At 59.4% G+C, this 14,729-nt stretch carries 14 protein-coding genes; all 14 read right to left on the reverse strand.

Annotated features, from left to right (window positions below):
- Window positions 1–5: 5 nt before the first annotated feature.
- Window positions 6–578, reverse strand: coding sequence for an NUDIX domain-containing protein (locus KO539_RS02160; protein ID WP_219307126.1), 573 nt, complete (start codon window positions 576–578; stop codon window positions 6–8).
- A 57-nt stretch (window positions 579–635) separates the two neighbouring features.
- Complete coding sequence (locus KO539_RS02165; RefSeq protein ID WP_035820507.1) at window positions 636–959, reverse strand: DUF2818 family protein; 324 nt, start codon at window positions 957–959, stop codon at window positions 636–638.
- 3 nt (window positions 960–962) lie between these two features.
- The gene (nuoN, locus tag KO539_RS02170) at window positions 963–2,465 is read right to left on the reverse strand and encodes an NADH-quinone oxidoreductase subunit NuoN (protein WP_219307127.1); all 1,503 of its coding nucleotides are present in this window, start codon (window positions 2,463–2,465) and stop codon (window positions 963–965) included.
- A 16-nt stretch (window positions 2,466–2,481) separates the two neighbouring features.
- Window positions 2,482–3,981: an NADH-quinone oxidoreductase subunit M gene (locus KO539_RS02175; protein ID WP_035820511.1), complete on the reverse strand. Its 1,500-nt coding sequence runs from the start codon at window positions 3,979–3,981 to the stop codon at window positions 2,482–2,484.
- Between the two features lie 29 nt (window positions 3,982–4,010).
- Window positions 4,011–6,095: an NADH-quinone oxidoreductase subunit L gene (gene nuoL, locus KO539_RS02180; protein WP_219307129.1), complete on the reverse strand. Its 2,085-nt coding sequence runs from the start codon at window positions 6,093–6,095 to the stop codon at window positions 4,011–4,013.
- Between the two features lie 46 nt (window positions 6,096–6,141).
- A complete protein-coding gene (gene nuoK / locus KO539_RS02185; RefSeq protein ID WP_010399724.1) occupies window positions 6,142–6,450 on the reverse strand; it encodes an NADH-quinone oxidoreductase subunit NuoK in 309 nt (102 codons plus the stop codon).
- Window positions 6,447–7,079, reverse strand: a complete 633-nt coding sequence (locus KO539_RS02190; protein ID WP_034749981.1) for an NADH-quinone oxidoreductase subunit J — start codon at window positions 7,077–7,079, stop codon at window positions 6,447–6,449. The genes nuoK and KO539_RS02190 overlap by 4 nt, the downstream gene beginning before the upstream one ends.
- A gap of 65 nt (window positions 7,080–7,144) precedes the next feature.
- A complete protein-coding gene (nuoI, locus tag KO539_RS02195; protein WP_010399726.1) occupies window positions 7,145–7,633 on the reverse strand; it encodes an NADH-quinone oxidoreductase subunit NuoI in 489 nt (162 codons plus the stop codon).
- A gap of 14 nt (window positions 7,634–7,647) precedes the next feature.
- Window positions 7,648–8,730, reverse strand: a complete 1,083-nt coding sequence (nuoH, locus tag KO539_RS02200) for an NADH-quinone oxidoreductase subunit NuoH (RefSeq protein WP_219307130.1) — start codon at window positions 8,728–8,730, stop codon at window positions 7,648–7,650.
- Complete coding sequence (gene nuoG / locus KO539_RS02205) at window positions 8,730–11,063, reverse strand: NADH-quinone oxidoreductase subunit NuoG (protein WP_219307132.1); 2,334 nt, start codon at window positions 11,061–11,063, stop codon at window positions 8,730–8,732. Before nuoG ends, nuoH begins: the two co-directional genes overlap by 1 nt.
- 22 nt (window positions 11,064–11,085) lie before the next feature.
- Window positions 11,086–12,381, reverse strand: coding sequence for an NADH-quinone oxidoreductase subunit NuoF (nuoF, locus tag KO539_RS02210; protein ID WP_010399729.1), 1,296 nt, complete (start codon window positions 12,379–12,381; stop codon window positions 11,086–11,088).
- Window positions 12,378–12,857 (reverse strand): NADH-quinone oxidoreductase subunit NuoE, encoded by a 480-nt coding sequence (gene nuoE, locus KO539_RS02215; protein WP_034749989.1) that lies wholly within the window; start codon window positions 12,855–12,857, stop codon window positions 12,378–12,380. Before nuoE ends, nuoF begins: the two co-directional genes overlap by 4 nt.
- A gap of 12 nt (window positions 12,858–12,869) precedes the next feature.
- A complete protein-coding gene (locus KO539_RS02220; RefSeq protein WP_034749992.1) occupies window positions 12,870–14,123 on the reverse strand; it encodes an NADH-quinone oxidoreductase subunit D in 1,254 nt (417 codons plus the stop codon).
- A complete protein-coding gene (locus KO539_RS02225) occupies window positions 14,123–14,716 on the reverse strand; it encodes an NADH-quinone oxidoreductase subunit C (RefSeq protein WP_100873792.1) in 594 nt (197 codons plus the stop codon). Before KO539_RS02225 ends, KO539_RS02220 begins: the two co-directional genes overlap by 1 nt.
- Between the last annotated feature and the right edge of the window lie 13 nt (window positions 14,717–14,729).

Consider the following 14,729-nt stretch of genomic DNA (forward strand, 5'->3'; position numbering starts at 1 on the left):
CTGTATCAAGCCGCTTGCCAGGCGCCGCTGGTGATCTTGTCGAGCCAGAAGATGCCGATGACGGTTTTCACGTCCGTGATCGTGCCATCCCTGACCCAGTCCAGCAGCTGCGGCACGGTGGCCGTGAATGTCTCCAGGAATTCGCCCTCGTCGAGCTGGCGTTCGCCGGCGACCAGGCCGCGCGCCAGGAACAATTCCAGGTGTTCATCCGAGTACGCGATGGCGTTGTGGATGGTGGAGACGAATTGCCAGTCGCTGGCCGTGTAGCCCGTCTCTTCCAGCAACTCGCGCTGGGCGCACGCCAGGTGCGATTCGCCCGCGTCGATCTTGCCGGCCGGGAATTCAATGAAGACCCGGTCCAGCGGATAGCGGTACTGGCGTTCCATCAGCACCGTGCCATCGTCGAGCAGCGGCAGGATGACGACGGCGCCCGGATGCAGGACGAATTCGCGCGCCGTGATCTTGCCGTCAGGCAGGGCGACACGGTCGCGCTGCACGCGCAGGAAGCCGCCTTGGTAGACGAGCTCGCCATCGACCTTGGTTTCAATCAATTGCGTATCAGTGGCTTGGGTATCCATGGGATTCCTTTATTCAATAAAAAACGGCGCCAGAGGCGCCGCTTTCGGAGATGTTGCCTAGCGGCGTTTGCGCAGGTAACGTGTTACGAAACCCGGGAAAGCCAGCACCAGGAACAGACAGCCGGTGATGGCATAGAACTCCCACGTCTGCGGGAAACCGTTGCCGATGCGCGCTTCGAGCGCGAAGGCCACGGCGCCGACGATGAAATACAGAATCACCATCTCCAGCAGGCGCAGCGCCAGCGGCTTGCGCCAGCCCTGCTCTGCTTGCGCCGCCTTTTTCAGCGGCACGGCGGCAAACAGCTTCTCGTTCAGGAAAGGCAGGTTGGCGCCCAGGATGCCCAGGGCGATCACCAGCCAGCTCGAGACGGTGACGTCCATCGGTCAGGACGCCAGGGTCTTGGTGATGGCCGAAGCGCAGGCCGCCAGGATGCTCTCAGGCATCACACCAAGGGCCAGGACCAACACGCCGTTCAGTGCCAGCACGACGCGCATGTCGCCATGCACGACCAGTGCATTGCTATCGGTCGGCTCGTCGAACCACATCATTTTCACGACGCGCAGGTAGTAGAAGGCGCCGATCAGCGAGAACAGCACGGCAGCGATGGTCAGCCACAGCTGGCCCGTGGCCAGCACGGAAGCCAGCACCGAGTACTTGGCCATGAAGCCCATCAGCGGCGGCACGCCGGCCAGCGAGAACATGAACAGAGTCATCACCAGCGCGAAGATCGGGCTGCGTTTGCCCAGGCCCTTGAAGTCGGCCAGTTCTTCTGCTTCGAAACCATTACGTGCCAGCAACATGATCACGCCAAAGGTACCCAGGGTAGTGAACACGTAGGTGATGACGTAGTACATCGAAGCGCCGTAGGCGGTGGCTGCGCCAGCCGCGTTCAGGGTGTTGTTCGGTGCGTCAACGGTACCGGACAACAGACCCAGCAGAACGAAGCCCATTTGCGCGATAGTCGAGTACGCCAGCATGCGCTTCAAGTTGGTTTGCGCGATGGCGGTGAAGTTACCGATAGCCAGCGACATCACGGCCAGTACCAGCAGCATCTGCTGCCAGTCATGCGCCATTGGCAGCAAGCCCTCGCCCAGCAAACGCAGGGTGATGGCAAACGCGGCCAGTTTCGGCGCGCCTCCCAGCAGCAAGGTCACGGCCGTTGGCGAACCTTGATACACGTCAGGCACCCACATGTGGAATGGCACGACGCCCAGTTTGAAGGCCAGGCCGGCAACGAGGAAGACCAGGCCGAAGACCATGATGGTGCCGTTGGTCTTGCCGTTTTCCAGCGCCACGCGCAGTTCGCCCAGATCCAGGGTGCCGGAGGCGCCGTACAGCATCGAGATACCGTACAACATGAAACCGGAAGCCAGCGCGCCCAGGATGAAGTATTTCATGGCCGCTTCCGTGGCCTTGGCATTGTCACGGCGCAAAGCGATCAGTGCGTACAGCGACAGCGACATCAGTTCCAGACCCAGGTAGATGATCAGGAAGTTGTTGGCCGAGATCATGATCATCTGGCCCAGCAGTGCAAACAGGGCCAGCACGTAGAACTCGCCGCCCAGGTTACCCGACAGCATGTTGCGGTCGGTGGCATAGGCACGCGAGTAGATCAGGGTCAGCGCCACGGCGCCGTACGAGAACAGTTTCAGCAACTGCGACATCGGATCCGACACGAACATGTTATGGAACGTGTAGACGGTGGTGCCCGCGTTGAAGTCGCCCACGGTCAGCAAGGCGCAGCCGGCCAGGGTCAGCAAGGACAGCGCATAGGTGATCGAACGCTTCGCCGCAGGCAAGAACATATCGATCAGCAAGAGCGCCGACGTGGCGATCAGCAGAAAGATTTCCGCGTACAGCGGTACCAGATTAGGTGCATTAGTCATGTTATCGGTCTTCTATTTAAGGCAACTTGCTGGTGGCGACATGCTGCAGCAGGTCAGCAACCGAAGTTTGCATCGTGTCGGTGAACGGGGCTGGGTACAGACCCATCACGAGCACGGCGATGGCCAGCACGGCAAGCATGAAGAATTCACGTTTGTTGATGTCGGTCAGTTCGGCCACATGCTTGTTCTTGATCTTGCCGAACACCACGCGCTTGGCCATCCACAGCGAGTACGCCGCGCCCCAGATCAGTGCCGTTGCAGCCAGCAGACCGATCCAGAAGTTGTATTTCACCGCGCCCAGGATCACCATGAATTCGCCGACGAAGCCGGACGTCGCTGGCAGACCGCAGTTGGCCATCGAGAACAGCACGAAGAAGGCGGCAAATTTCGGCATGCGGTTCACGACACCGCCGTAGTCGGCGATGTTGCGGGTATGCATGCGGTCATACAGCACGCCGATGCACAGGAACATCGCGCCGGAGATGAAGCCGTGCGAGACCATCTGCACGATACCGCCCTGCACCGAAATGTCGTTGAACATGAAGAAGCCCAGGGTCACAAAGCCCATGTGCGCGATCGACGAATAGGCGACCAGTTTTTTCATGTCGGTTTGCACCAGGGCAACCAGACCGATGTAGATCACGGCGATCAGCGACAGGGTGATCATGAAGCCCGACAGGTAGTGGCTGGCGTCCGGCGTGATCGGCAACGAGAAACGCAGGAAGCCGTAGGCGCCCAGTTTCAGCATGATGGCGGCCAGCACGGCGGAACCACCGGTAGGCGCTTCCACGTGGACGTCAGGCAGCCACGTGTGGACGGGGAACATCGGCACCTTGACGGCAAACGCCATCAGGAAGGCCAGGAAGATGAAGATCTGTTCGTTCATCGTCAGCTTGAACGCATGCCAGGCCAGGATGTCGAAGGTGCCCGACACATTGCGCAGGTAGATGATGGCAACCAGGGTCAGCAGCGAACCGAAGAAGGTGTACAGGAAGAACTTGAACGACGCGTACACGCGGTTCGAGCCGCCCCAGATACCGATGATGATGAACATCGGGATCAGGGTTGCTTCAAAGAAGAAGTAGAACAGCAAGCCGTCCAGCGCGCAGAACACGCCGATCATCAGGCCCGACAGGATCAGGAACGAACCCATGTACTGAGCGATGCGCTTCTCGATCACTTGCCAGGCCGAAATGACGACGATGACGGTGATGAAGGCGGTCAGTGGCACGAACCACAGGGACAGGCCGTCGATACCCAGCGAGTACCAGATATTGAAGGTTGCTATCCACGGTGCTTTTTCGACGAATTGCATGCCGTGTGCGGCGTTGTCGAAATGCTGGATCAGCGGCAAGGTGCACAGCATGCTGAGCACGGCGCCAGCCAGCGACAGCCAGCGGGTAAAGCCCGCTTTGCTGTCACGGCCGAGAGCCAGGATCAGGACGCCGCAAATGATCGGCACCCAGATCGACAGACTCAGGTAAGGAGGTAGTGTAGAAATCGTAGACTGCATCATGGTTCTCAGTATTCTTTTATCAGGTCAGCTTACTTAGCGGGCCAGAATGGCAGGAAATAGATCAGGAAGCCCAGCACGCCCAGGATCATCACGAATGCATAGTGATAGATGTAGCCGGTCTGCAACACTCGCGACAGCGAGGACAGCCAGGCGACGACCTTGGCGCTACCGTTGACCAGCAGGCCATCGATCAGCTTCTTGTCACCGAAGTTCCACAGGCCATTACCCAGCAAGCGGGCACCGCCGGCGAACACGACTTCATTGAACTTGTCCATGTAGTACTTGTTGTCCAGCAGGGTGTGGATCGCGTGGAACTTGGCAAAGAACCAGGCCGGTACACGCGGGTTGACCATGTAGCAGTAGTAGGCTGCCACCACGCCGGACAATGCCAGCCAGAACGGTGCCGTCGACAGGCCGTGGATCGCCATCGCCATTGCGCCGTGGAATTCATGCGACAACTCTTCCATTGCTGGATGGTTTTCGCCCACAAAAATCACGCCCTTGAAGAAATCGCCATGCAGCATCGGGCCGATCGTCAGGTAACCGATCAGCAGCGACGGGATCGCCAGCATCACCAGCGGGAACCACACGACGAATGGGGATTCATGCGGCTTCTGGCCAGGTTCCAGACCGTGGTGCGCGTGGTCGTCTTCCTCTTCTTCATCGTGCGCGTCCGAATCATGCTTGGCCGCAGGCGCGTGATGGTCGTCATGACCGTGCGCGTGCGCCTGGCCGAAACGTTCCTTGCCGTGGAAGACGAGGAAATACATGCGGAACGAGTAGAAGGCGGTGACGAACACGCCAGCCAGCACGGCGAACTGGGCAAAGCCAGCACCCCAGATGTGCGTTGCTTCGACGGCTTCGATGATGCTGTCTTTCGAGTAGAAACCGGAGAACAGCGGCGTGCCGATCAGGGCCAGCGAACCGACCAGTGACGTGATCCAGGTGATCGGCATGTATTTGCGCAGGCCACCCATGTTGCGGATATCCTGGTCATGGTGCATGCCGATGATGACGGAACCGGCGCCCAGGAACAGCAGTGCCTTGAAAAATGCGTGTGTCATCAGGTGGAACACGGCCACGGAGTAGGCGGACGAACCGAGCGCGACGGTCATGTAGCCCAGCTGCGACAAGGTCGAGTAAGCGACGACGCGCTTGATGTCGTTCTGGATGATGCCCAGGAAGCCCATGAACAGTGCCGTGATGGAACCGATCACCAGGATGAAGGACAGTGCCGTGTCGGACAGTTCGAACAGCGGCGACATGCGCGAGACCATGAAGATACCGGCCGTCACCATCGTCGCGGCGTGAATCAGTGCCGAGATCGGGGTAGGACCTTCCATCGAGTCAGGCAGCCACACGTGCAGCGGGAACTGCGCCGACTTGCCCATCGCGCCGATGAACAGGCAGATGCAGGCCACGGTCAGCAGGGCCCAGTCGGTACCTGGCAGGCTCAACAGCGCCAGTTCGTCTTTCTTGGCGAACACTTCCTGGTAGTTCATGGTGCCGGCGTAGGCCAGCAGCAGGCCGATGCCCAGGATGAAGCCGAAGTCGCCCACGCGGTTGACCAGGAAAGCCTTCATGTTGGCCACGATGGCCGTCGGACGCTGGTACCAGAAACCGATCAAGAGGTAAGAGACCAGGCCCACGGCTTCCCAACCGAAGAACAGTTGCAGGAAGTTGTTGGCCATGACCAGCATCAGCATCGAGAACGTGAACAGCGAGATGTAGGCGAAGAAGCGGTTGTAGCCTTCGTCGTCCTTCATGTAGCCGATCGTGTAGATGTGCACCATCAGGGAGACGAAGGTGACCACGCACATCATCATCGCCGACAGCGAATCGATCTGGAAGCCCACTTCCATCTTCAGGGTGCCGATCGTCATCCAGTTATAGATCGTGCCGTTGAATGTCGCGCCATCCATCACTGCCAGCAGTGTCTGCACGGACAGGATGAACGCAATCAGTACGCCCAGGATCGTCGCGGTATGCGACGTCTTGCGTCCGACCAAATTACCCAGGAACTGGGTGCCAAGCAAGCCTGCAATCGCGGCACCGGCCAGCGGCGCCAGCGGTACGGCAAGAAGGAGGTTAGGGTTGAGGAGTTGCCCCGCCATGATGAACCTTAATCGTTATTATTCGAGAGATCGAGTCTGAAAAACATCAGCCTTTGAGGCTGTCCAGGTCTTCGACGTTGATGGTATCCAGATTACGGAACATCACCACCAGAATAGCCAGACCGATAGCCGACTCAGCGGCGGCAACCGTCAGGATGAAGAAAACGAAGATCTGACCGGCCGCGTCGCCCATGAAATGGGAGAACGCGATGAAATTCATATTCACCGCCAGCAGCATCAATTCGATTGCCATCAGCAATACGATGATGTTCTTGCGGTTCAGGAAAATACCGACGATCGAGATTGCGAACAGGATCGCGCCCAGGACCAGAAAATGTGTGAGCGATAATGTCATGGTGCCTCCTTAACTTCCGGCTCAGCCGCAGGACGCTCGACTACCGCGTCCATCTTGATGATCTTCAGGCGGTCGTTGCGCTTGACGCGCACGGCATCGCCTGGAGCAAAGTGCTTCGTGTCCTTGCGTTTGCGCAGGGTCAGTGCGACCGCGGCAACGATGGCCACCAGCAGCACGACGGCGGCGATCTCGAAGGCGAACACATATTCCGTGTAGATCAGCAGGCCCAGTTCCTTGGTGCCGCCCAGGTTGACGTTGACCGGAGCGATGCTAGGCGCAAAGTTGCGGAAACCGTGCCACAGGACAGCGGCCATTTCCAGCACGATGATCACGCCCACCGTCACGGACAAAGGCAGATAGCCCCAGAAGCCTTCGCGCATGCGGTCGATATTGATATCGAGCATCATGACCACGAAGAGGAACAGCACCATCACGGCGCCGACGTACACCAATACCAGCACGATGGCCAGGAATTCAGCTTGCAGCAGCATCCAGATGCCCGCTGCGGAAAAGAACGACAGTACCAGGAACAGTACTGCGTGGACCGGATTACGGGCCGTGATGACGCGCGTCGCTGCCAGAATCAAGATCAGCGCGAAGGCGTAAAACAAAATTGTTTTAAAGTCCATAAAAAACCCAATAGACGTACAGATGAACGAGGGGCGCGCCGCAGCCAAGGGCTACGGCGCATCCATCAGCGATAAGGTGCGTCGGCGGCGCGCGCAGCGGCGATGTCATTTTCATAACGATCACCCACGGCCAGCAACATCTCTTTCGTGTAATACAAATCCCCGCGTTTCTCGCCGTGGTATTCCAGGATTTGCGTCTCGACGATCGAATCGACCGGGCAGGACTCTTCGCAGAAACCGCAGAAGATGCACTTGGTCAAATCAATATCGTAACGCGTGGTGCGGCGCGAGCCGTCGTCACGCTGTTCCGATTCGATCGTGATGGCCATCGCCGGGCAAACCGCTTCGCACAGTTTGCAGGCGATGCAACGTTCCTCGCCGTTCGGGTAGCGGCGCAGCGCGTGCAAGCCACGGAAACGCGGCGAGATCGGTGTCTTCTCTTCCGGGAATTGCACCGTGATCTTGCGCGAAAACATGTACTTGCCTGTCAGCGCCATGCCCTTGATCAGCTCGCCTAACAAGAGGCTGCTGAAGAAATCTTTTACCTTATCCATTCGTATGCACTCTCTTACTTCCAAATATTCCAGGATGTCTGCATCCAGGCAGCGACGAAGACCAGGTAGACCAGCGTCAACGGGATAAACACTTTCCAGCCGAGGCGCATGATCTGGTCATAACGGTAGCGTGGGAAAGTACCGCGTACCCAGATGAACACCGACACGATGAAGAAGGTCTTGGCGAACAGCCAGAAGAAGCCGCCGAAACCACCCCAGAACTCGAGGAAGGCAAATGGTGCGGACCAGCCACCGAGGAACATGATCGAAGTCAGGGCGCCGATCAGGATCATGTTGGCGTATTCGGCCAGCATGAACATGGCGTAGGCCATGCCCGAGTACTCGACCATGTGGCCGGCAACGATTTCCGACTCGCCTTCGACGACGTCGAACGGGTGACGGTTGGCTTCTGCCAGGCCCGACACCATGTAGATGACGAACATCGGCAGCAGCGGCAGCCAGTTCCACGACAGGAAGTTCACGCCCTTGTCGGCGAAGTAGCCGATTTGCTGGCCGCCGACGATGTCGATGAAGTTCAGGCTGCCCGAGACCATCAGCACGATGACCATCACGAAGCCCATCGGGATTTCATACGAAATCATCTGTGCCGAAGCGCGCATGGCGCCCATGAACGAGTACTTCGAGTTCGAGGCCCAGCCGGCGATGATGATGCCGTAGACTTCCATCGAGGTAATCGCCAGCAGCAGCAGCAAGCCCGCGTTGACGTTGGCCAGCACGGCTTCCGGACCGAACGGCACGACCGACCAGGCGGCCAGGGCCGGCATGATGGTCATGATCGGGCCGATGACGAACAGGCCTTTGGCGGCCTTGGCCGGGATGATGATCTCTTTGAACAAGAGTTTCAGCGCATCGGCGATCGGTTGCAGCAAGCCCAATGGACCCACGCGGTTCGGGCCGACGCGGATCTGGATCCAGCCGATCAGCTTGCGCTCCCACAGGGTGGCGTAAGCAACCAGGCCCATCAGCGGCAACAGCACGCACAGGATCTTGATCAGGGTCCAGAAGAACGGCCAGGTAGCGCCCAGCAAATCCTGGCCGGTACTGTTGATGACGTTTACAAATTCAGGCAGAGCCATCAGATTTTCCCCTCTGCTGTTTCAACTGTGATGTCACCGAACATGCCGCCCAGGCCAGCCGTCGAGGCATGCGCCGCCGACACTTTGACCACATTGGCTGGCAGGCCGGCGTGAATAGCCGCCACCAGGATGGCGCTGCCGGAGCCTTGCGCCACTTTGACCTTGTCGCCCGCCTTGATGCCCAGCTTTTCAGCCAGCGCCAGGGACAGGTGCGCTTGCGGCGCGGCGCCATCGACCGTGCGTTGCAACGGTTCGGAGCGGCGTACCAGCGCGTCGGCGAAGTAGATCGGCACGTCGGCGATGCGTTGCAGCTTTGGTGAAGCCGGTGCGTAGCTTGCCGCTTCCGGCGCGTTCTTGGCGATGTTGTTCAGCTGTGCCGACAGATCGGTCACGCCAGCACCAAACGCTTCGTCGCGGATCGCTTCGGAGGTGTCGTAGTCGAAACCGGCCAGGCCCAGGATGTTGCCCAGGACGCGCAGCACTTTCCAGGCTGGACGGGTTTCCGCCAGCGGTTTCACGGTGCCGTTGAAGCTTTGCGCGCGGCCTTCGCAGTTGACGAAGGTACCCGAGGTTTCAGCGAACGGGGCGATCGGCAGCAAGACATCGGCGTAATCCATGCCGTGCTTGAAGGCGGACATGGCCACGACCATGTCGGCGCCATCCAGGGCGGCGCGGGCCGCTTGTGGATTGGCGGCATCGAGCTCCGGCTCGGCGTGCAGCAGCACGTAGGCTTTTTTCGGCACGGCAAAAGCAGCTTGCACATTCGCGCGCGGCTTGGCGACCAGGTGCGCGCCAACCGTGTTGGCCGCTTCCGTCAGGTAACCGAGCTTGGCGCCCGTCTGTTCGGCGATCCATTGCGCGGCAGCATGCAGTTGCGACGCTTGCGGGTGTTGCGTTGCGGCGTTACCCAGCAGCACGGCGCCATGGTCGCCAGCCATCAGGCTCGCGGCGATGGCCACTGCCACGTCCGAAGCGGTGACCGCTTCAAAACCGGCTGGCGCGGCGATTTCTTTGGCTTTGGCAACAGCGACGACCACTTCCGACAAGGCCGCCAGCCAATCACTTGGCGCCACGATCATCTTGTTGGCGATGGTGATCAGTTGATCATCGTCCGAGGCGTGCAGGATCGACAGCTTGGCGCCGCCCTTGACGGACGCGCGCAAACGCGTGGCCAGCAATGGGTGATCCTTGCGCAGGAACGAACCGATGACGAAGGCGCGCTTGATCTGGCCAAATTCGTTGATCGGCATGCCCAGCCATGGCTTGACGCCAGCGTCCAGCGCGAAGTCGGTCTGGCGCAGGCGGAAGTCGACGTTCTCGGAACCGAGACCGTTGGCCACTTTTTGCAGCAGTACCAGCTCTTCGACGGTCGAATGCGGCGTTGCCAGCGCGGCGATGGCATCAGCGCCATGCTCGTGCTTGATGTTTTTCAAACCGTGCGCCACGTATTCCAGCGCCGTTTGCCAATCGACTTCTTTCCACTCGTTGCCTTGTTTCAGCATCGGGGACGTCAGGCGCTCAGCGCTGTCCAGCGCTTCGTACGAGAAACGGTCCTTGTCCGAGATCCAGCACTCGTTGACGGCTTCGTTTTCCAGCGGCAATACGCGCTTGACCTTGCCAGCTTTCACTTGCACGATCAGGTTCGTACCGAGGCCGTCATGCGGGCTGACCGATTTGCGGCGCGACAGTTCCCACGTACGGGCGCTGTAGCGGAACGGCTTCGAGGTCAGTGCGCCAACCGGGCACAGGTCGATCATGTTGCCCGACAGTTCCGAGTCGACCGACTGGCCGACGAAGGACACGATTTCCGAGTGTTCGCCGCGGCCGATCATGCCCAGCTCCATCACGCCGGCCACTTCCTGGCCAAAGCGTACGCAACGGGTGCACTGAATGCAGCGCGACATTTCTTGCATGGAGACCAGCGGACCGGCTTCCTTCGGCGTGACGACGCGCTTGTCTTCCTTGTAGCGCGATTCGCTCTTGCCGTAGCCCACTGCCAAGTCTTGCAACTGGCATTCGCCGCCCTGATCGCAGATAGGGCAATCGAGCGGGTGGTTAATCAGCAAGAATTCCATGACCGACTTTTGCGCCTGCACAGCTTTATCGCTGGCGGAGCGCACGATCATGCCGGCACTGACCGGGGTCGCACAAGCGGGCAAAGGCTTGGGCGCCTTTTCCACTTCGACCAGGCACATGCGGCAGTTCGCTGCGATCGACAATTTCTTGTGATAGCAGAAGTGCGGAATGTAGGTTCCCAATTTGTTGGCGGCGTCCATCACCATGCTACCAGCAGGGACTTCGACTTTTTTGCCGTCTATTTCGATTTCAACCATGGTGATCGTTACCTGACGCAGCTTAGATATATGCGGGCACTAAGCAATGCTTGTGCTCGATATGATATTCAAATTCTTCACGGAAATTCTTAATGAAGGCCCGTACCGGCATGGCAGCCGCATCGCCCAGCGCGCAAATGGTGCGGCCCTGGATGTTGTCGGCGATCGAGTTGAGCATGTCCAGGTCGTCTGGACGACCCTGCCCCTGCTCGATGCGGTGCACCATGCGGTACATCCAGCCTGTGCCTTCACGGCAAGGCGTACACTGGCCGCACGATTCTTCAAAGTAGAAGTAGGACAGGCGTTCCAGCGCCTTTACCATGCAGCGTGTTTCGTCCATCACGATGACGGCGCCCGAACCGAGCATCGAACCGGCTTTCGCGATCGAGTCGTAGTCCAGGTCGGTCTGCATCATGATGTCGCCGCGGATCACCGGAGCGGACGAACCGCCAGGGATCACGGCCTTGATCTTTTTGCCACCGCGCATGCCGCCTGCCAGTTCCAGCAGGGTCGCAAACGGGGTGCCGAGCGGCACTTCATAGTTGCCCGGTTTTTCCACGTCGCCCGAGATCGAGAATATCTTCGAACCGCCGTTGTTCGGCTTGCCCATCGCCAGGTATTTCTCTGGACCAATGTTCAGCACGAATGGCACGGCCGCGAAGGTTTCCGTGTTGTTGATCGTCGTCGGCTTGCCGTACAGGCCAAACGAGGCAGGGAAAGGCGGCTTGAAGCGCGGCTGGCCTTTCTTGCCCTCCAGCGATTCCAGGAGAGCCGTTTCTTCGCCGCAGATGTAGGCGCCATAACCATGGTGCGCGTGCAACTGGAACGAGAACTCGCTGCCCATGATCTTGTCGCCCAGGAAACCGGCGGCGCGCGCCTCTTCCAGCGCTTCTTCGAAACGCAGGTATTCCTGGAAGATTTCACCGTGGATATAGTTATAGCCGACGGTGATGCCCATCGCATAAGCGCCAATGGCCATGCCTTCGATCAGGGCATGGGGATTGTAACGAATGATGTCGCGGTCCTTGAAAGTGCCCGGTTCGCCTTCATCTGTATTGCAGACGAGGTATTTCTGGCCCGGGAACTGGCGCGGCATGAAGCTCCACTTCAAGCCGGTAGGGAAACCCGCGCCGCCACGGCCGCGCAAGGACGAAGCCTTGAGGTCGGCGATGATCTGTTCCGGCGTGATTTTCTCTTCCAGGATACGCCGCAGGGCGCTGTAGCCGCCGCGGTTCACATAATCTTGCAAATGCCAGTTCTTGCCATCCAGATCCTTCAGGATCAATGGATCAATATGGCGGTTGTGGAGTGACGTCATTTCTTGAGTTCCTCCAGCATGGCGTCGATTTTCTCGTTCGACATCCAGCTGCACATGGTTTTATTACTGACCAGCAAGACAGGCGCATCGCCGCAAGCACCCATGCACTCGCCTTCAACCAGGGTGAACTGGCCGTCTGCGGTGGTTTCGCGGAAATCGATGCCCAGTTTCTGCTTCAGGTAGTCTGCAGCGCGCACGCCGCCCGACAGGGCGCATGGCAGGTTGGTGCACACGGTGATCTTGTGCTTGCCCACGGGTTTCACGTTGTACATATTGTAGAACGTGGCCACTTCCTGCACGGCAATCGCCGGCATGCCGATGTAATCGGCCAGTTCCTTCATGGTTTCCGGCGCCAGCCAGCCCAGTTCATCCTGGGCATGGGCCAGCGCGGCCATGACGGCCGACTGACGCTGGTCGGCCGGATACTTGGCCAGCTCGCGGTCAATTTTCTTATAGCATTGCTCTGATAACAACATACTTTTTGCCTCTTAGCGGTCAATACTGCCGAACACGATGTCTTGCGTCCCGATGATGGTCACGGCGTCGGCAAGCATGTGCCCACGCGCCATCTCGTCGAGCGACTGCAAGTGGGCGTAGTCTGGCGCGCGCAATTTCATGCGGTACGGCTTGTTGGCGCCATCGGACACCAGGTACACGCCGAACTCGCCCTTCGGATGTTCCACGGCGCTGTAGGCCTCGCCTGGCGGCACGTGGAAACCTTCCGTGAACAGCTTGAAGTGGTGAATCAAGGACTCCATGTTGGTCTTCATGTCGACGCGGCCCGGAGGCGCCACCTTGCGGTTGCTGGTCATGACAGGACCTTCATTGTTGCGCAGCCACTCCACGCATTGCTTGATGATGCGGTTCGACTGGCGCAGCTCTTCCACGCGGACCAGGTAGCGGTCGTAGCAATCGCCGTTGGTGCCGATAGGAATGTCGAAGTCCATCAGGTCGTACACTTCGTACGGCTGTTTCTTGCGCAAATCCCACTGCACGCCCGAGCCGCGCAGCATGGCGCCCGTAAAGCCCATGGCCAGCGCATCTTCCGGCGAAACCACGCCGATGCCGACGGTCCGTTGCTTCCAGATTCGATTATCGGTCAACAGGGTTTCGTACTCGTCGACCGAGTTCGGGAAACGGCGCGCGAAGTCTTCGATGAAGTCCAGCAGGGAACCCTGGCGGTTTTCATTGAGTTTGCCGATGGCCTTGGCGTTGCGGATGATCGACGCCTTGTGCTGCGGCATCGCGTCCGGCAGGTCGCGGTACACGCCGCCCGGACGGTAGTAGGCCGCGTGCATGCGCGCGCCCGACACTGCCTCGTAGGCGTCGAACAAGTCTTCGCGGTCGCGGAAGCAATACAGGAACGGGCCCATGGCGCCAACGTCGAGCGCGTGGGTACCGAGCCACATCAGGTGGTTCAGGATACGCGTCATCTCGTCGAACATGACGCGGATGTATTGCGCGCGCAGCGGCACTTCCAGGCCCAGCATCTTTTCGATGGCCATCACGTACGCATGTTCATTGCACATCATCGACACATAGTCGAGACGGTCCATGTACGGCACGGATTGCAGATAGGTCTTCTGTTCGGCCAGCTTTTCGGTGGCGCGGTGCAGCAGGCCGATATGCGGGTCGGCGCGCTGGATGACTTCGCCATCCATCTCCAGCACCAGGCGCAGCACACCGTGCGCGGCCGGATGCTGCGGCCCAAAGTTCAGGGTGTAGTTCTTAATCTCAGCCATTATTTCATCCCGTAATGTTCTTCGCGGATCACGCGCGGCACGTTTTCCCGCGGCTCGATCGTCACGGGCTGGTAAATCACGCGCTTTTGTTCCGGATCGTAACGCATCTCGACATAGCCGGAGACGGGGAAATCCTTGCGGAACGGATGGCCGATGAAACCGTAGTCGGTCAGCAGGCGGCGCAAGTCGTTGTGGCCTTCGAAGAGGATGCCCAGCAGGTCGAACGCTTCGCGCTCGTACCAGTTGACGGCGCGCCAGATGCTCACCACGGAGGGCAGCAGCGGCATGTCGTCGTCCGGTGCGAACACGCGCACGCGCACGCGCCAGTTATGCTTGACCGACAGCAAGTGCGAGACGGCCGCGAAACGCAGGCCATCCCAGCTACCGTCGCCATAGGTCGAGTAGTCGACGCCGCACAGGTCGAGCATTTGCTCGAAATGCAGGGTCGGATCGTCGCGCAGGGTCAGCATCACGGCCAGGTAGTCCTCGGCCTTGACGACCAGAGTGACTTCGCCCAGTGCAACCGTCGTGCTAACGCGATCGCCCAGGGCAGTGCCGAGGGCGTTTTGCAATACTTCTAAATGTGTTGTCATAATCTGAAGCGGC

Source organism: Janthinobacterium sp. NKUCC06_STL, from assembly GCF_019345455.1.
In the GTDB taxonomy this organism is placed as follows: Bacteria; Pseudomonadota; Gammaproteobacteria; order Burkholderiales; family Burkholderiaceae_D; genus Janthinobacterium; species Janthinobacterium rivuli.